Annotated in this window: 18 protein-coding genes; 15 read left to right on the top strand and 3 right to left on the bottom strand. The window is 52.1% G+C overall.

What is annotated here, in order from left to right:
• Positions 1–22 precede the first annotated feature (22 nt).
• Genes FO446_RS06645 through FO446_RS06705 form a run of 13 tightly spaced genes read left to right on the top strand, consistent with a single transcriptional unit; the run spans position 23 to position 12,733 of the window.
• Positions 23–967, top strand: coding sequence for a sirohydrochlorin chelatase (locus tag FO446_RS06645; protein ID WP_232773627.1), 945 nt, complete (start codon positions 23–25; stop codon positions 965–967).
• A gap of 12 nt (positions 968–979) precedes the next feature.
• A complete protein-coding gene (cobK, locus tag FO446_RS06650; RefSeq protein ID WP_173608969.1) occupies positions 980–1,753 on the top strand; it encodes a precorrin-6A reductase in 774 nt (257 codons plus the stop codon).
• Positions 1,754–1,755: 2 nt separating this feature from the next.
• Entirely contained in the window at positions 1,756–2,406 is a 651-nt protein-coding gene (locus tag FO446_RS06655; RefSeq protein ID WP_106655678.1) for a precorrin-8X methylmutase, read from the top strand.
• Positions 2,407–2,410: 4 nt separating this feature from the next.
• Positions 2,411–3,547: a cobalt-precorrin-5B (C(1))-methyltransferase gene (locus FO446_RS06660; protein ID WP_173609145.1), complete on the top strand. Its 1,137-nt coding sequence runs from the start codon at positions 2,411–2,413 to the stop codon at positions 3,545–3,547.
• On the top strand, positions 3,510–4,739 hold the full coding sequence (cbiE, locus tag FO446_RS06665) for a precorrin-6y C5,15-methyltransferase (decarboxylating) subunit CbiE (RefSeq protein ID WP_173608968.1): 1,230 nt from the start codon (positions 3,510–3,512) through the stop codon (positions 4,737–4,739). Before FO446_RS06660 ends, cbiE begins: the two co-directional genes overlap by 38 nt.
• A complete protein-coding gene (cobI, locus tag FO446_RS06670) occupies positions 4,736–5,446 on the top strand; it encodes a precorrin-2 C(20)-methyltransferase (protein ID WP_047070510.1) in 711 nt (236 codons plus the stop codon). The genes cbiE and cobI overlap by 4 nt, the downstream gene beginning before the upstream one ends.
• Positions 5,446–6,225 carry a precorrin-4 C(11)-methyltransferase gene (gene cobM, locus FO446_RS06675; RefSeq protein ID WP_173608966.1) on the top strand — a complete coding sequence of 260 codons (780 nt, stop codon included), beginning with the start codon at positions 5,446–5,448 and terminating at the stop codon, positions 6,223–6,225. Before cobI ends, cobM begins: the two co-directional genes overlap by 1 nt.
• Positions 6,225–7,370 (top strand): cobalt-precorrin 5A hydrolase, encoded by a 1,146-nt coding sequence (locus FO446_RS06680; protein WP_237900146.1) that lies wholly within the window; start codon positions 6,225–6,227, stop codon positions 7,368–7,370. The genes cobM and FO446_RS06680 overlap by 1 nt, the downstream gene beginning before the upstream one ends.
• Positions 7,367–8,743, top strand: coding sequence for a cobyrinic acid a,c-diamide synthase CobB (locus tag FO446_RS06685; protein WP_237900147.1), 1,377 nt, complete (start codon positions 7,367–7,369; stop codon positions 8,741–8,743). Before FO446_RS06680 ends, FO446_RS06685 begins: the two co-directional genes overlap by 4 nt.
• Positions 8,736–10,253 (top strand): cobyric acid synthase, encoded by a 1,518-nt coding sequence (locus FO446_RS06690; RefSeq protein ID WP_173608963.1) that lies wholly within the window; start codon positions 8,736–8,738, stop codon positions 10,251–10,253. Before FO446_RS06685 ends, FO446_RS06690 begins: the two co-directional genes overlap by 8 nt.
• The gene (gene cobT, locus FO446_RS06695; RefSeq protein WP_237900149.1) at positions 10,253–11,293 is read left to right on the top strand and encodes a nicotinate-nucleotide--dimethylbenzimidazole phosphoribosyltransferase; all 1,041 of its coding nucleotides are present in this window, start codon (positions 10,253–10,255) and stop codon (positions 11,291–11,293) included. Before FO446_RS06690 ends, cobT begins: the two co-directional genes overlap by 1 nt.
• Complete coding sequence (cobA, locus tag FO446_RS06700) at positions 11,290–12,072, top strand: uroporphyrinogen-III C-methyltransferase (protein WP_237900151.1); 783 nt, start codon at positions 11,290–11,292, stop codon at positions 12,070–12,072. Before cobT ends, cobA begins: the two co-directional genes overlap by 4 nt.
• 25 nt (positions 12,073–12,097) lie before the next feature.
• Positions 12,098–12,733 carry a precorrin-2 dehydrogenase/sirohydrochlorin ferrochelatase family protein gene (locus tag FO446_RS06705; protein WP_237900153.1) on the top strand — a complete coding sequence of 212 codons (636 nt, stop codon included), beginning with the start codon at positions 12,098–12,100 and terminating at the stop codon, positions 12,731–12,733.
• A 53-nt stretch (positions 12,734–12,786) separates the two neighbouring features.
• On the opposite strand, the gene FO446_RS06710 is transcribed toward FO446_RS06705, so the two are convergent.
• On the bottom strand, positions 12,787–13,566 hold the full coding sequence (locus FO446_RS06710) for a GNAT family N-acetyltransferase (RefSeq protein WP_237900155.1): 780 nt from the start codon (positions 13,564–13,566) through the stop codon (positions 12,787–12,789).
• 89 nt (positions 13,567–13,655) lie between these two features.
• On the opposite strand from FO446_RS06710, the gene FO446_RS06715 reads away from it, so the two are divergent.
• Together FO446_RS06715 and FO446_RS06720 are read left to right on the top strand one after the other, a co-directional pair.
• On the top strand, positions 13,656–14,351 hold the full coding sequence (locus FO446_RS06715) for a hypothetical protein (protein ID WP_237900157.1): 696 nt from the start codon (positions 13,656–13,658) through the stop codon (positions 14,349–14,351).
• The gene (locus FO446_RS06720) at positions 14,335–14,895 is read left to right on the top strand and encodes a peroxiredoxin family protein (protein WP_221867509.1); all 561 of its coding nucleotides are present in this window, start codon (positions 14,335–14,337) and stop codon (positions 14,893–14,895) included. Before FO446_RS06715 ends, FO446_RS06720 begins: the two co-directional genes overlap by 17 nt.
• A 47-nt stretch (positions 14,896–14,942) precedes the next feature.
• On the opposite strand, the gene FO446_RS06725 is transcribed toward FO446_RS06720, so the two are convergent.
• Both FO446_RS06725 and FO446_RS06730 read right to left on the bottom strand, forming a co-directional pair.
• A complete protein-coding gene (locus tag FO446_RS06725; RefSeq protein WP_232773630.1) occupies positions 14,943–16,175 on the bottom strand; it encodes a cation:proton antiporter in 1,233 nt (410 codons plus the stop codon).
• A 2-nt stretch (positions 16,176–16,177) separates the two neighbouring features.
• The gene (locus tag FO446_RS06730; RefSeq protein ID WP_173608955.1) at positions 16,178–16,675 is read right to left on the bottom strand and encodes a cation:proton antiporter regulatory subunit; all 498 of its coding nucleotides are present in this window, start codon (positions 16,673–16,675) and stop codon (positions 16,178–16,180) included.
• Positions 16,676–16,838: the final 163 nt, after the last annotated feature.

Below are 16,838 nucleotides of genomic sequence, written 5' to 3' on the forward strand. Positions count from 1 at the left end.
GTAAAAACGAGGGGGACATAAAATGGACGCAGTATTATTTGTAGGTCATGGAAGCAAAGACCCGGAAGGCAATGAAGAGATTCGACAGTTTGTGGCGACGCTAACACCGGATTTGGATGTACCGATAATCGAGACGTGCTTTCTGGAGTTTGCCCGTCCTGACATGCTGCAAGGCTTGAATACCTGCGTGGCGCGGGGGGCAACCCGCGTGGCGGTGATTCCAATCATCCTGTTCTCTGCCGGACATGCAAAAATTCATATTCCTGCTGCCATCGACGAGGCGAAGGAGCTGCACCCACACGTTCAATTCATCTATGGACGCCCGATCGGCATTCACGACGAAGTCATCAATATTTTGACCGCTCGCATGGAAGAGGCAGGCTTTGCCTCCGGAGAAGACCACGATGACCTGGCTGTACTTGTAATCGGACGCGGTAGCAGCGATGCAGATGCCAATAGCGATATTTACAAAATGTCCCGACTGTTCTGGGAGCGCTATAAAGCCAAGTGGGTAGAGACCGCCTTCATGGGCGTGACATATCCGTTGTACGATGAGGGCGTGGAGCGTTGCTTGAAGCTGGGGGCGAAGCGCATCGTTCTCTTGCCGTACTTCCTATTCACGGGTGTGTTGATCAAACGGATGAGCGACCAGCTGGAGAAGTTCCGCGAGCAATATCCAGAAGCCCAGTTCGAAATGGCCGAGTATTTTGGCTTCCATCCGTTGTTGAAGGAAGTGCTCAAGGATCGTGTGGAGGAAGCGTTGCACGGTGAAGTGAAGCTGAACTGTGATACCTGTCAGTACAGGCTCGCAGCGATGGAGCACATCGACCATCACCATCACCACCACGATGACGAGCATGGACATCATCATCACCATGGTCACCACCACCATCATCATCACGACCACGATCACGACCATGACCACGACCACGATCACAAGCACAAGCACGACCACGTTACCAAGTAGGAGGGAGACAGCATGATTCTGGTACTGGCTGGAACGAGCGACGCGCGCGAGTTGGCTCTGCAAATCAAGGACAAGGGCTACGAGCTGTTGACGACGGTCGTCACGGACAATGCTGCGAAAAGTATGGAGGAGGCAGGCGTGCCTGTTCAGGTCGGACGACTGACTGCAGACGATATTCAGCAGCTGATCCAAGACAGAGCCGTCCAATGCGTGATCGACGCGAGTCATCCCTTCGCAGAGGAAGCCTCCAAAAACGCCATGGCAGGAGCACAGGGCGCAGGAGTTCCCTACATTCGTTACGAGCGGGAAAGCATCTCCTCACCGGGCAGTGAGAAGCTGATTGTGGTAGAAGACTACGTCCAGGCGGCTGAGCTGGCGGCAGAAAAGCGGGGCGTCATCATGCTGACGACGGGCAGCAAGACGCTGAAAACGTTCACGGATCGGCTTCTGGGCTTGCCTGACACGACCTTGGTAGCACGCATGCTGCCGCGTCTTGACAATATGCAGAAATGCGAAGAGCTGGGTGTCGAGCAAAAAAACATTGTCGCGATGCAAGGTCCTTTTTCCAAGGATCTGAACAAAGCGCTCTACGATCATTATGGTGTCACGCTGATGATCACCAAAGAGAGCGGCAAGGTAGGCGCTTTTGATGAAAAGGTGGAAGCGGCACTGGAAATGGGCATCGAAACCATCGTCATCGGTCGTCCAAAGATCGATTATGGAACGAAGTTTTCGGATTACGCCAGCGTGCTGGGCGAACTCAAACAAGTGACTGGAGGAAACTAACCATGGATTTCAAAACGGAATTTAAACCGATGACCGTACAACCGCAAGAGATTGAGGACTTGAGCTTTCAAATCATTACAGATGAGTTGGGCGAGCATTCTTTTACAGAAGAACAATATCCGGTAGTACAACGTGTCATCCACGCATCCGCAGACTTTGACCTCGGACGCAGCCTTGTTTTCCACCCGGACGCAGTAAAGTCGGGAATCGAAGCGATCCGCAGCGGCAAAATCGTCGTAGCAGATGTACAGATGGTGCAAGTCGGCATCAGCAAAAACCGCATTGAAAAATTCGGCGGACAAGTGAAGGTGTACATCTCCGACCGCGATGTAATGGAAGAGGCGAAGCGTCTGAACACGACCCGTGCGATCATTTCCATGCGCAAAGCGATCAAGGAAGCGGATGGCGGAATCTTTTGCATCGGAAACGCACCGACTGCACTCCTGGAGCTGATCCGCATGGTGAAGGAAGGCGAAGCAAAGCCAGGTCTGGTCATCGGGATGCCAGTTGGCTTCGTATCTGCGGCAGAATCCAAGGAAGAGCTGGCGAAGCTCGATATCCCGTTCATTACGAACATGGGACGCAAAGGTGGAAGTCCAGTAACGGTAGCAGCATTGAATGCCATTTCGATCATGGCGGAACGGTTGGGCTAAGCAGATGGCAGCCAAAGCAGCAACGGACGAAAAAGAGGCAAAACCCCTCCGCCACGGATATACGACTGGATCATGTGCAACGGCGACGACCAAGGCTGCTTTGATCGCGCTGATTACTCAGGAAGAGCAGAGCCAAGCGACGATTCGCCTGCCAATCGGCGAGGATGTCACCTTTCAGTTGGAGAGCTGTGAGTTTTCCTTGGAGAGGGCGACAGCAAGCACGATCAAGGACGGGGGAGACGATCCGGACGCGACACACGGTGCCCTTATCCTCTCTACTGTGGAATGGTCGGATCAGCCTGGCATTATTTTGGATGGCGGACTCGGCGTGGGACGGGTGACCAAACCAGGGTTGCCCGTTCCGATTGGCGAGGCAGCGATCAATCCCGTCCCGCGCAAAATGATCAGGGAAACCGCGCAGGCAGTGCTGGATGAGTACGGGACCCAGCGCGGGATCAAAATCGTCATCTCTGTGCCTGCAGGCGAGGAAATCGCCAAAAAAACATTGAATGGACGACTCGGCATACTCGGCGGCATCTCCATTTTGGGGACGCGTGGAATCGTGGTGCCGTTTTCCACTTCTGCCTACAAGGCGAGTGTGGCGCAAGCGGTCAACGTCGCCAAGGAAGCCGGCTGCGATCATATTGTGCTGTCGACGGGCGGAAAGAGTGAATCCTACGGGGTCGCTACTTATCCAGAGCTGTCGGAAGAAGCATTCGTAGAAATGGGCGATTTCGTCGGCTTTTCTCTCAAGCAGTGCAAAAACAAGGGTATGCGCAAAGTGACCTTGGTCGGGATGATGGGCAAGTTTTCCAAGGTAGCGCAAGGCGTCATGATGGTTCATTCCAAAAGCGCACCCGTCGATTTCGGCTTCCTCGCCCAAATGGCGGCAGATGCAGGAGCTTCTCAGGAGCGTATTGACGAAATTTTGGGAGCCAACACCGCTTCGCAGGTAGGCGATATGATGGTGGACACGCCCGCCTTTTTCGAGATCATGTGCGAAAACTGCTGTCGCGCTGCATTAAAAGAAGTGGGCGGCGGCATCGAGGTCGAAACCATCATCATCACAATGAAAGGGTCCCTGTTGGGAAGGGTGACGATCAATGACACAGGCGATGAAAGTAATTGGAATCGGGGATGATGGACAGCAGAGCCTGCTGCCGTTGTACCGGACTTGGATAGAAGAAAGTGAACTGTTGGTTGGAGGAGAGCGACACCTCAGTTTTTTCCCGGAGTATACAGGGGAAAAGCGTGTACTAAAGGGCGGACTGACCGCGATGGTAGAAGAGCTACGCACCGAGACGCGCAAGACGGTCATTCTGGCGTCAGGCGACCCGCTCTTTTACGGGATTGGCGGCTTGCTTTCCAAAAAGCTGAACGTGGAGATCTACCCGCACCTCAGCTCCATCCAGCTCGCTTTTGCCAAAATGGGCGAAGCATGGCAGGATGCGACATTGGCTAGTGTGCACGGACGTAGTATCAAAGGTCTGGCACAGCGGATAGACGGGAAGGATAAGGTCGCACTGTTGACGGATCGGGAGAACTCGCCAGCAGCGATCGCCAAGTACCTCCTTTCGTTTCAGATGACCGAGTACGATGCGTTCGTGGCGGAGAATCTGGGCAGTGCGGAAGAGCGGACAGGCTGGTATTCCCTTGAGGAAATGGCAGATGGTATCTTTTCTGATCTGAATGTCGTGATTTTGAAAAAACGCCGTCCAAGCCCGGTATGGCCGTTTGGAATTGCAGACGAGGAGTTTTCCCAGCGCAAGCCGGACAAGGGACTCATTACGAAAAAAGAAGTGCGCATTTTAAGCATCGCGCAGCTGCAATTGCATGCGAAAAGTATCGTCTGGGACATCGGCACCTGCACAGGCTCTGTCGCCATTGAAGCGGCACGGATTGCGCGTGAGGGTGCAGTGTACGGCGTAGAGAAGAACGTGGATGATCTGGAAAACTGCCGCCAGAACATGGCGAAGTTTCGCACGGATTTGACAGTGATTAACGCTCGTGCCCCACATGGCTTGGATGAGTTCCCGGACCCGGATGCCGTATTTATTGGCGGCAGTGGCGGAGAATTGCGAGAGCTGTTGAATATCTGCTGCACACGACTGCGTCCGAAAGGCCGGATTGTGGTGAACGCGGCGACTATTGAGACATTGTACGAAGCGACACAAGCATTCGCGCAGGAAGGATTCGAGACATCGGTGACACTGGCACAGCTATCGCGCAGCAAGCCGATTTTGTCCCTGACGCGCTTTGAAGCATTGAATCCGATCTACATCATTACGGCCTGGGCCAAGCAGGCAGAAGAACTAGGAGGAGACAGCAAGTGACCAAGATCGGAACATTGTACGGACTGGGAGTAGGTCCCGGCGACCCTGAATTGATTACCGTCAAGGCATTTCGTCTATTACAGCAATCACCAGTGGTTGCGTACCCGAAAAAACGGATGGGCAGCAAAAGCTACGCGCATCAAATCGCAGAGCTGTATGTGCAGTCTCCAGACAAGGAAATGCTCGGACTCGTATTCCCGATGACGCGGGACAAAGAAATTTTGGAGCGTGAATGGAACAACACAGTAGAGATCGTCTGGGAGCGTCTGTCTGAAGGCAAAGACGTCGCTTTTGTAACAGAAGGCGATCCGATGTTTTACAGCACGTTCATCCACATGATGCGCGTTATGCATGAGGAGCACCCGGAAGTGCCAATCGTAACCGTACCAGGCGTCTCTTCGTTTTTGGGAGCTGCGTCCCGCTTCAATCTGCCGCTGGCGGATGGCGACGAGCAGATCGGCATCATCCCGGCAACAGAAGACAAGGAAGCCATGCGCAAAGCGCTGGAGAACCACGATACCGTCGTATTCTTGAAGGTAGCAAAAGTACTGCCAATGATCATTGGCTTGCTGAAAGAAATGGGGCTGGCTGAAAAGGCAGCAGTAGCGACCAAGGTCACTTCCTCCGAGGAAATGGTTTGGACCGATATGCGTGAACTGGAGCGGGCAGAGCTCAGCTATCTTACACTGATGGTGGTGAAAAAGTAATGAAACTGTACATAGTGGGAGCGGGTCCTGGTGACCCCGAATTGATTACGGTAAAAGGCTTAAAGCTGCTGCAAAAGGCAGACGTCATTATGTATACCGACTCTCTCGTGAACGAGGATTTGGTTGCGCTCGGCAATCCGAATGCAGAAGTACTGCAAAGCTCGGGGATGGCATTGGAAGAAATGGTAGAACAATTGGTAGAACGGATTAGTAGCGGAAAAACAGTTGTACGTCTGCATACAGGTGATCCGTCCATTTATGGTGCGATCATGGAACAGATCGCCCTGTTAAAAGAAAAAGGCATCGAGGTAGAAATCGTTCCAGGTGTGAGCTCCGTATTTGCGGCAGCGGCAGCAGTAGGAGCCGAGCTGACGATTCCTGATCTGACACAAACGATCATCCTTACCCGTGCGGAGGGTCGCACACCAGTGCCTGAAAGAGAAAAGCTGCGTGCGCTCGCTGAGCATCATTGCACGTTGGCTCTGTACCTTAGCGCGACGTTGACGAAAAAAGTAGTCCGCGAGCTGGTCGATGCAGGCTGGAGCGAGGATACGCCAGTAGCAGTCGTACAACGTGCAAGCTGGCCGGATCAATTGATCGTTCGCACCACGCTGAAAAATTTGGACGAAGACATGGGCAAAAACGGCATTCGCAAGCACGCGATGATTTTGGCTGGCTGGGCATTGGACCCGAACATCCACGACAAGAGCGAGCAATACCGTTCCAAGCTGTACGATAAAACCTTTACACACGGGTTCAGAAAAGGTGTGAAGGAATAATGAAGATCATCGAACTGATCGAGGGAGAAATCCCTGTTATCGAGCAGCGCGGAGACTATGCCATTGTCGCGATCACGAAGCACGGGGTAGAGATGGCCCGAGATCTGGCACAGAAATTTCCTGGGACAGACCTGTACTACATGAGCAAGTTCGAACGCGGAGATGAGGAAGCGCGCGGCATCCAGCTGTTTACCAACAGTGTACGGATGCTGTTTCCCGCTCTCTGGCCTGCTTATAAAGGTTTGATCATCATTATTTCACTGGGTGCGGTTATTCGGATGATCGCACCTTTGCTCGAAGACAAAAAGAAAGACCCGGGTGTCGTCGTCGTCGATGACCGTGGGGAGAATGTCATCAGTGTGCTGTCCGGCCATTTGGGCGGTGCCAATGAGCTGGCTCGCGAGGTAGCGGCAGTCATGGGTGCTCGTCCGATTATCACGACAGCATCGGATGTACAAAAGACTATTCCCGTCGATCTATTCGGTAGACGTTTTGGCTGGGAGTGGGATTCCGCTGATAAGCTGACTCCTGTCAGTGCTTCCGTTGTTAACGAGGAGCGTGTAGCCGTCATCAATGAATCCGGTGAACGCGACTGGTGGATGCATGACACCCCAATGCCACCGTCCATCAAGGAATACGCGACAATCGCTGAGGCCAAAGCCGATCAGCCGCAAGCTGCTCTAGTCGTTTCTCATCGCCTGCTCACACCGGAGGAACAATCGATTTTGGATAATGGCGTCCTTTATCGTCCGAAGGTAATCGTGCTCGGGATGGGCTGCAACCGGGGAACCTCCGCAGAGGAGATCGAGGCTGTCATCAAGGAAACGCTGGATGAACTGCAATTTTCGATCAAAAGTGTAAAAGCACTGGCGACCATCGAGCTGAAAAAGGATGAAGCGGGTCTCATCGCTGTTTGCGAAAAATACGGCTGGCCGTTCGTCTGGTATTCGCCTGAAGAATTAAACAAGGTCGAAATCAGCGATCCGTCTGATACCGTCTTCAAGTTCACGGGAGCGTACGGAGTGAGTGAGCCTGCCGCGAAGCTGTACGCTGGAGTAGGCGAACTCGTTTTGACCAAGAAGAAGTCGGGTAACACTACCATTTCGGTCGGATTGATTCCCTATCACGAGGAGGAGCGCGCATGACGGACAGCCGCCGTATTGTGATTGCCGGAACAGGCAGCGGAGCGGGCAAGACAACCGTTACCATCGGACTGATGGCTGCTCTGAAAAGAAAAGGGCATACCGTTCAGGGCTTCAAGTGTGGTCCTGACTATATCGATCCTACGTATCATACGGCTGTGACCGGCAGAGCCTCGCGAAATTTGGACAGCTTTATGCTAGAGCACGAGATCGTGAAGGAGATTTTTGTCCGCGGCAGCGAGGGTGCAGACATCTCGATTATCGAGGGTGTCATGGGCATGTACGATGGCAAGGAAGCAACCAGCGATAAAGGCAGCACCGCAGAAATTAGCATTCTGACTGGCTCTCCGGTTCTGCTGGTGGTCAATTGTCAGAGCATGGCGCGTAGTGCGGCTGCGATTGTCAAAGGCTTTCAACTGCTCAATCCACAGGCGAGAATCGTCGGTGTCATCGCGAACAAGGTCGGCAGTGAAGGGCATCACAAAATCGTGAAGGCAGCGATCGAGCAGGAGTGCGGGATTCCGGTCGTGGGCTACCTGAAACGGGAGAACGAGCTGGAAATACCGGAACGTCATCTCGGGTTGGTGCCATCTGTCGAACGTGGAGAGTTGACTCCCTTGTTTGAAAAGCTGGCTGATCTGATTGCGGAGACAGTCGATTTGGAGCAAATCTGGGAGTTGGCAAAGGCAGAGCCGCTGCAAGCCAAACCTACGTTGTTTGCTCCGCGAGAAGCGTCTGCCAATGTCACCATTGCTGTAGCGAAGGACCCTGCTTTTCATTTTTACTATCCGGAAAATTTGGAGCTGCTCGAAGCATATGGCGCGAAGCTCGCGTTCTTTTCCCCACTGGCCGGTGAGGGAGTGCCTGAGGATGCGGATGGCTTGTACATCGGGGGAGGCTTCCCGGAGGAATTTGCAGCAGAGCTATCGCAAAATGAAGCGGTGAAACAATCGATCCGATCTGCGATCACAAAAGGCTTGCCTACCTTGGCTGAGTGCGGCGGTTACATGTTTTTGACAGAGGCAATCGTCACGACCGATGGCGACAGCTATCCAATGGTGGGGCTCATCTCAGGCAAGGTGACCATGCAGAAAAAGCTCGCAGCGCTTGGCTATCGGGAAGTGCGCGGCAAGGAAGGCAATTTCTTGCTCGGTACCGAAGAACAGGCAAAAGGGCATGAATTTCACTACTCTACGTATGCTTCGGATCAAGAGCTGCCAGCAGCATATGAGACGAAAGGGCTTCGCGGTACGAAGCCGGAGGGCTATGCCCAAGATAATCTGGTCGCAGGCTATACTCACTTGCATTTCGGCTCCAACCCCAAACTGGTTGAGCGTTGGCTGAACCGATGCGCGGAGGTGGCCGCTCGTGCCTAAATCCCTCCCGTTGATGGTGCAAGGTACCAGCTCGGATGCAGGAAAAAGTGCGATTGCAACAGCGCTTTGCCGTATTTTTGCCCAAGATGGCTACAAGACAGCTCCGTTCAAATCGCAAAATATGGCCCTGAATTCCTACGTGACGCTGGATGGAAAAGAAATCGGACGGGCGCAGGGCGTTCAGGCAGAGGCAGCGGGAATTCTGGCGACGACTGACATGAACCCCATTTTGATCAAGCCGACACGAGATTCTGAATCGCAAATTGTCGTCAACGGCGAGCCATACGGCAACATGAAAGCTTTTGCCTATCGAACGGAATTTTATGACGAGGGCTTGCGGATCATTGAGGAAGCGTATCAGCGACTCGCCAGTTCCTATGAGCGGATCGTCATTGAAGGGGCTGGCAGTCCGGCAGAGGTCAATCTGAATGACCGCGAGCTCGTCAATATGCGAGTCGCTCGTCTCACGAACGCGCCCGTCATTTTGGTGGCAGACATCGAGCGCGGGGGTGTGTTTGCCAGCTTGGTCGGTACTCTTCAATTGCTTGAACCCGAAGACCGGGATCGTGTGATCGGCGTCATCATCAATCGTTTTCGCGGTGATTTGACACTTTTGCAGCCGGGACTCGACTGGTTCGAAGAATATACGGGCAAGCCTGTTCTTGGTGTCGTGCCATTTATTCCAGACTTGTGGATCGATGCAGAGGATTCGCTGATTTTGCACCGTTATCAAGGTCAGCGTGAGACGCCGCGGGAGATTGACATTGCGGTTTTGCGCTACCCGCGAATTTCCAACTTTACAGACGTGGACCCGTTTTTTGTAGAGCCGGATTGCCGGATGCGCTTTGTGACACGTTTGGAAGAGCTGGGGGAACCTGACCTGATTGTCCTGCCGGGCAGCAAGAATACAATCGAGGATATGCATTTCTTACGAGAGACGGGTCTTGCTGCGGCGGTCAAAGACCTTCATCATAAAGGGAAGACGTATATCGTCGGTTTGTGCGGCGGCTATCAAATGCTGGGAGAAGCCATTCATGATCCGGCTGGGGTCGAGTCTCCGTTGCAGCAGCTTGATGGGCTGGGTCTCATCCCGATGATCACGACGATGGAGCAGAAGAAAACGACCGTTTTGTCCCGTGGGGAAGCAGTATTTGCGAAGGAAAAGCTGACGGTGGAAGGCTACGAGATTCACATGGGGCAATCCGCTTATTCGCGCAATGATTTTCCTTTTATCCAGATGGAGGGGCGTACGGAGGGCTATTGTCAGGAGGAGCGGCAGTTGATCGGTACGTATTTTCATGGGCTGTTCCACAATGACCACTTCCGCACGCTGTTGCTGAATGCCATCCGTGAGCAAAAAGGACTCTCCCCCATTACGGATCGCCCATCTTTTGTCGCTCTACGAGAGCAGGGGTACGATCTGTTGGCGGATACTGTTCGTCGCCATGTGAGGTTGGATACGATCGAAGAGTACATGAAGGCTTTTCAAGAAAAAGAGGTGCAAATATAATGGCAGTCATTTATCCGGCGATTGAGCCACGAAATCAGGAAGCAAGTGAGCAAACGAGACAGCATGTGGATCAGTTGACCAAGCCGCTTGGCAGCCTTGGACGCCTGGAGCAATTGGCTATTGAGCTGGCTGGGATGACAGGTGAGACGATGCCTGTTGTAACACCGCCGGGCGTGCTTGTTTTTGCGGCCGATCACGGTGTGGCACGGGAAGGTGTCTCTGCCTATCCGCAGGAAGTGACAGCGCAGATGGTGCTGAATATGGTTCATGGCGGAGCTGGAGTCAACGTCTTTGCCAGACAAATCGGAGCCATTCAAAAAATCGTCGATGTCGGTGTAGCGGTCGAGGTCGAAGCACCGGGTGTTTACAACAAGCGAATCAGAGCAGGCTCGGGCAATATGCTGAAAGAACCAGCAATGACCGCAGACGAAGCGCAGCGCTCCATCGCAGTTGGCCTCGAGATGGCGGAAGCGATGATCGGGGAAGGCGCCAAAGTCCTGATCGTCGGTGAAGTGGGCATTGGCAACACGACAGCCAGCAGTGTGATCCTGTCAGCATTAACCGGAGCTGATCCTGAGCAAATCGTCGGACGAGGAACAGGGCTGGATGACGCGGGCTGGCAGCGTAAAAAGGCAGTTGTTCGTGAAGCACTTGCCCTGCATCGCCCGGATGCAACTAATCCGTTGGACGTTTTGGCAAAAGTCGGCGGACTGGAAATCGGAGCAATGGCTGGTGCGATCATGGGAGCAGCCTCTCGCCGTGTCCCTGTGCTGCTGGACGGCTTTATCGCTACGGTAGCGGCTTTGCTTGCTGTTCGAATGGAGCCACTCGTTGCTGATTACTTGATAGCGGGTCACCGTTCTGAGGAGCCGGGGCATGATTTTGTCCTGCAAGCATTAGGCAAGGAGCCACTGCTCAGCCTGAAATTGCGACTGGGCGAAGGAAGCGGAGCAACATTGGCGTTTCCAATCGTGGAAGCGGCGACACGGATGGTTCGTGAGATGGCGACATTTGCATCAGCAGGGGTAAGTGACCGATGAGCGGCGCGGGGAAAGTCTATCTCGTAGGAGCTGGCCCTGGCGATCCAAAGCTGATTACTGTAAAAGGAATGGAATGCCTGCAAAAGGCAGAGGTGGTTGTGTATGATCGTCTGGCAAATCCAGCCCTGCTGGAGTACGCGCCACAGACGGCAGAACGCATCTACTGCGGCAAGCTGCCGGATCATCACACGATGAGACAGGAATCGATTAACGAGCTGTTAGCGGAAAAAGCGTTGGAAGGAAAAGTCGTCGTACGGCTAAAAGGCGGCGATCCTTGTGTGTTTGGTCGAGCGGGAGAAGAAGCGCAGCATTTGGCTGAGCGTGGAATTGCCTTTGAAATCGTCCCGGGAGTAACAGCTGGAATTGCAGCCTCGGCGTACGCGGGTATTCCGGTGACACACCGCGATCACGGCTCTTCATTCGCTGTCGTGACGGGACATTTACGCGAAGACAAGCCGGAGCTGGCGGTAGAAAAATGGAGTGCTCTCGCAAATGGCATCGACACGGTTGCCTTTTACATGGGAGTAGCCAATCTGCCGTTGATCCGCACCCAATTAATCAAGCACGGACGCGATCCACATACGCCAGTCGCTGTCATCTCTTGGGGAACACTCCCGCAGCAAGCAGTGGTAACGGGTACCCTGGTTGATATTGAGGAACGTTTGGCCCAAAACAGTCACATCACGAATCCAGCTATCATTCTGGTCGGTGATGTCGTGAAAATGCGTGAGAAAATCAACTGGTTTGAAGCTACGCTTGGAATGGGGCAAGTGCAATAATAGGAAAACGAGGGGGGAAACGCTGATGACGCACTATGCCATGATGGTCAATCTACAAAACAAGCGTTGCCTGGTGGTCGGTGGCGGGCAGGTAGCCGAGCGGAAAATCGGCAGTCTGCTTGCTGCTGGTGCAGATGTCACCGTTGTGAGTCCCTCCTGTACGGCAACCATCCTTGAGTGGGCACATGCTAGGAAGCTGATGGTAGCACAGCGCCCCTTTACCCCACAGGACGTAGAGCAGGTGGTTCTCATCATCGCGGCGACGAGTGATCCCACCGTCAATCTGGCTGTATACGAAGCGTGCCGTCCGCATCAGTGGATCAATATCGTTGATCGCCCAGACCTCTGTTCCTTTACCGTTCCATCTGTCGTTGTACGTGGAGACCTGCAGATTGCTATCTCTACGGGTGGGAACAACCCGGGTCTGGCAAAGAAAATGCGCCGTCAGCTCGAAGAATGGGTGGGACCAGAATACGAGGACTACACGCTTTTTCTCGGCAGCATGAGAAGACAAGTACTCTCGCTGGCGGCAAGCGAGGCGGATAGACGGGCAATCTTGGCAGAGCTTTTGGACGACCGCTTTTTACAGTGGACCAAAAATGGCGAAATCGACCGAAGAGATCGGGAGGCCGCAGCACTGCTTACCATGACAAGAGAGTAGATCAACGCAAAAATTGGATGGCTCCCACTAAGCGACTTGGTGGGAGCTTTTTTCTACTTCTTTCGCCAGATCATTTCCAAATGCCTCCCGACCACTTCAAAGCCGAGCTTTCTGTACATTTCCTGCGGCGTATCATCTGCATAGGTCGTCAAGTACATATGGGTGGCGCCGAGCTTTTTGGCGTCCTGCATCATGACCCGAATGATTTCCGTGCCGAATCCTCTACGTTGCCAGGCATCCAGTATAAAAAATTCCTCCATACGAACGAGCTCGTTGTAAAGATGCCATTCACATGCACCGACTGGCTCCTGATCGACAAAGCACACATACGGAATGATCTCGCCTTTTTTATAAATTTCTCTTTTCCGGTTCGCTTTACGTACAGCAAAATCAGGATTGATCATAACGGAATCATAAGCAGTAAGGCAGCGTATTCCTGCTTCCATGATGTCAGTTGAATCCCCTCGTAAAACGGAGCATTGTGGATTCGGAGCCAGTTTATCGGCAACATCCAGTGGAGCAAGCATGTACAGCATCGTATTTACTTCAAACCCAAGCTGGGAAGCAAAAGACACTAACTCTTCTGAAAAAGGTAGCGACGGGTGCAGTTCCAGCTTCAAGTGGCCGAGCTGCTGCTCTTTGGCATGTTGTAGCTCTTGCTCGATGTAAGCTTGTATCCAGTCTTGAGTGGGAACCGACATCAGTTCTGTATAATTATGGCTATACATGTCCGGGACCGATTCATCGCGATATACGCGTACTTGTGGATGCTCCGTTCGCGTAGAAAAAGCAAGGGCATAGCGCTCCTGCAAAGTAAAAATATTCGTGAGCATTCCTTTATTCCCCATTTCCTGATATGGTGATAGTTGTTTGAATACTTGTCTTCTCAGAGTAAGCCATTTTCCTAAAGGAGGAAACGAAAATGTCGGATGCTTTTCAAATGGGCCCCTTTTTGTTGAAAATGAGCATGCTGGCGGTCATTGTTTCACTTTCGCTCGGCTTTGTGGCTATATCCGCTCAGCTTAAACATAGCAGAGAAATGAAATCAGCGGTTATTGAGCTGTTGAGTAATGCACTGTTGCTGGCATTTCTCGTTTGGAAGTTCAGCTACGTCCTGTTTCATTTTTCGAAGGCAGTGGAGAATCCCTCATCGATTCTTTATTTTTCCGGGGGAGAAACCGGAGCCATCCTGGCAGTCGTGGCAGTTGTCGTCTACCTCACCAAGACGGTACGCAAAAAAGCGATTCTTGTTCATTTCGTTGCCTTGGGAATGGCGACAGGTTTTCTTGCTGCAACTGGTGTTTACCAACTGCTCACGGTCCTGTTGGAACAGAGCAGCATGTGGTATCACCTACAGCAGGTCGTCATATGCGTCCTCTTTCTTTGGTGGCTGCATCGGGCAAAGGAAGGACTCATTCATCTGGCGGCTTGGCTTGCACCCGTGATGTGGTTTGCCATTAGCCAAGTCTATGTGCACTTTTTTATTCCGAATCGAGAAGCTGTGTTTGCAGGACTTTCTGGCGATCAGCTCATGTACTATGCATTCGCTCTCTTGCTGCTCTTTTTGTCCAGACGAGTGAAGCCGATAGGGGGAACGACTGATGAAGAAGCATCATAATGTTTGGGCGATTCTCGTACTCTTGGGGCTTTTGGGATGGGGTATTTTTGATGCGGAAATCTTGAACAGGCAGGAACCCATCGCTTCATCTGGCGAGCAAGGCAACGGGCAGATTGGAATAGAAAAAGGAAATACCGCCCCGGATTTTGAACTGCAGCAGATAGGTGGCGGTACAGTCAAGCTGTCCGATTTCCGGGGGAAAAAAGTCATTCTCAATCTATGGGCGACGTGGTGTCCTCCTTGCCGCGCAGAAATGCCGGACATGCAGCGTTACTACGAAGAGAACAAAGAAAAAGGCGTTGTTATTCTCGGGGTCAATCTGACCGATACGGAGACGAGCCCGGAAGTGGTGGCGGATTTCGTGAAGTTGTATGGCATCACCTTTCCGATCTTGCTCGATCCCGATAAAGAAGTAGCGAATGTATACAAAGCCATTTCGATTCCGACCAGCTACATTATTGATTCGAACGGCGTAGTCCAGAACAAATACATCGGCCCGATGAGTGAAGAAATCATGGAAAACATGTTGTCTGCGATCAAATAGAAAACCGACAGCAGTCATATCTGCTGTCGGTAGTCATGTCTTTCCTATTATCCAGCGTCTGCTTTGTTTGCTGGTTCCTTGACGGATGTCTTTCGATCCAGACGAAATACAGCATTGAGCAGCTTGTATATATGCTTGGATTCCTTGGTTAGCAATGGTCCTAAAATGGCGAGAATCAAAACGTAAAGAGCCGCAAATGGTTGCAAAATTTCCATGAGTGCGCCCGCTTTTCCGAGATTAGCCATGATGATGGAGAACTCACCGCGAGATACGATGGTCAGTCCAATATTGGTAGAAGCCTTCGGAGGCAATCCGGCACTTCGCCCAGCCAAAAGTCCGGCGACGACGTTACCGAAAAGGGTGAGGGCGACGGCACCAATGGACAACCATACGGCTCCACCTAATGACAATGGATCAATTGTCAAACCGAAGCTGAAGAAGAACATGGCTCCGAAGAAGTCACGAAATGGCAGGATGAGATGCTCGATGCGCTTCATGTGTTGTGTTTCTGCCAAAACGAGACCTACGAGCAGTGCTCCGATGGCTTCGGCAACATGGATCGTTTCGGAAAAACCCGCAATCAGAAACAGAGCGGCAAACACCGTAATCATAAACACTTCGTTTGATTTGATGTTCAATGCCCGATTCAGGAAAGGAACGAGCTTGCGGCCTACGATAATGAGGAGGAGCATGTAGCCAAGTGCAATCAATGCGGATGAGAGGACGCCAGCAAGGGAAGTTGCACCGCTTAACACCAAGCCAGATACGATTGAGATATAGACGGCCAAGAATATGTCTTCGAACATGATGATCCCCAAGATCATCTCTGTTTCGCGATTTGCTGTACGTTTGAGATCCACCAGTACTTTTGCCACAATGGCACTGGAGGAAATAGTGGTAATGCCTGCGATAATCAAAACTTCTTTGAGTGGAAATCCAGCAGCCCAACCAAACAAGAGGCCGAGGGTAAAGTTGATGACAATGTAAATGGTACCGCCAACGGCAATAGATCGACCAGCCTTGATCAGGCGGCCTACTGAAAATTCAAGTCCGAGGTAAAACAACAGGAAGAGTACGCCAATTCTGCCCATAAATTCGATGAGCGGGGCGCTTTCAATAAAGCGGAGATCAAACAAGCCGATGTCGGGAGCGTGTGGACCCACGATCATCCCGACGAGAATGTAGAAGGGTACGATGGAGAATTTTAACTTCATGGAGAGGAACCCCGCCATTGCTATGAGTGCGAGGGCAAGACCGACTTCAAAAACGATGTGCTCCAATATCACTCACCTCCGTTGCTGAGAATAGTCTTGAGAGCCTTCACCTGCTTCCGTTCACCTGCAACGACCAACGTAGATCCTGTACAAAGGACATACTCGGGGCCGGGATTAATCGTTTGATTATGGTCTTTTTCGATAACGGCGATGATAGTAGCGCCAGTTTCTTGACGAATGTTGAGCTCCCCAATCGTCTTGCCAATGGCAGGAGCGTTCGATTCAATCTTGTACCATTCGATCATGAGTTTGTCTAACGCAACCTCGACTGTTTCCAGTGCAGATGGTTTATACGTCAAACCGCCTACGATGGCAGCAATTTGTCTCGCCTCATCATCGTCAAGGGTAACCATGGAGATTGTTTCGTCTATATCATCACGGTCAAAGTGATACATTTCCCGGCGGCCATCATCGTGAATGACGATAACCAGCTTGTCGCCACTTCTGGTTTCGACCTGGTACTTCCTGCCGATCCCTGGCAAATCGGATTCTCTAATCGAGAACATGTAAGATCCTCCTTCACGCAAGACACTGTATTGGCATAGATATCGGCTCTTTTTTCCCAGTGAGCAACAAGTCGTCAATAATTATTTGGAATTATATCCATTCCGGTGATATTTTAGTAATAATCCCCCCTGTTGTGCGGACTATTGTCGACATTCATACCTA

It is taken from the genome of Brevibacillus brevis (assembly GCF_022026395.1).
GTDB lineage: Bacteria > Bacillota > Bacilli > Brevibacillales > Brevibacillaceae > Brevibacillus.

What these genes read in the sequence shown, in the direction of transcription:
- FO446_RS06645 (WP_232773627.1), top strand. Translation starts at nt 23, where the DNA reads ATGGACGCAGTATTATTTGTAGGTCATGGAAGCAAAGACCCGGAAGGC.
- cobK (WP_173608969.1), top strand. Translation starts at nt 980, where the DNA reads ATGATTCTGGTACTGGCTGGAACGAGCGACGCGCGCGAGTTGGCTCTG.
- FO446_RS06655 (WP_106655678.1), top strand. Translation starts at nt 1,756, where the DNA reads ATGGATTTCAAAACGGAATTTAAACCGATGACCGTACAACCGCAAGAG.
- FO446_RS06660 (WP_173609145.1), top strand. Translation starts at nt 2,411, where the DNA reads ATGGCAGCCAAAGCAGCAACGGACGAAAAAGAGGCAAAACCCCTCCGC.
- cbiE (WP_173608968.1), top strand. Translation starts at nt 3,510, where the DNA reads ATGACACAGGCGATGAAAGTAATTGGAATCGGGGATGATGGACAGCAG.
- cobM (WP_173608966.1), top strand. Translation starts at nt 5,446, where the DNA reads ATGAAACTGTACATAGTGGGAGCGGGTCCTGGTGACCCCGAATTGATT.
- FO446_RS06680 (WP_237900146.1), top strand. Translation starts at nt 6,225, where the DNA reads ATGAAGATCATCGAACTGATCGAGGGAGAAATCCCTGTTATCGAGCAG.
- FO446_RS06685 (WP_237900147.1), top strand. Translation starts at nt 7,367, where the DNA reads ATGACGGACAGCCGCCGTATTGTGATTGCCGGAACAGGCAGCGGAGCG.
- cobT (WP_237900149.1), top strand. Translation starts at nt 10,253, where the DNA reads ATGGCAGTCATTTATCCGGCGATTGAGCCACGAAATCAGGAAGCAAGT.
- cobA (WP_237900151.1), top strand. Translation starts at nt 11,290, where the DNA reads ATGAGCGGCGCGGGGAAAGTCTATCTCGTAGGAGCTGGCCCTGGCGAT.
- FO446_RS06705 (WP_237900153.1), top strand. Translation starts at nt 12,098, where the DNA reads ATGACGCACTATGCCATGATGGTCAATCTACAAAACAAGCGTTGCCTG.
- FO446_RS06710 (WP_237900155.1), bottom strand. Translation starts at nt 13,566, where the DNA reads ATGCTCACGAATATTTTTACTTTGCAGGAGCGCTATGCCCTTGCTTTT.
- FO446_RS06715 (WP_237900157.1), top strand. Translation starts at nt 13,656, where the DNA reads ATGTCGGATGCTTTTCAAATGGGCCCCTTTTTGTTGAAAATGAGCATG.
- FO446_RS06720 (WP_221867509.1), top strand. Translation starts at nt 14,335, where the DNA reads ATGAAGAAGCATCATAATGTTTGGGCGATTCTCGTACTCTTGGGGCTT.
- FO446_RS06730 (WP_173608955.1), bottom strand. Translation starts at nt 16,675, where the DNA reads ATGTTCTCGATTAGAGAATCCGATTTGCCAGGGATCGGCAGGAAGTAC.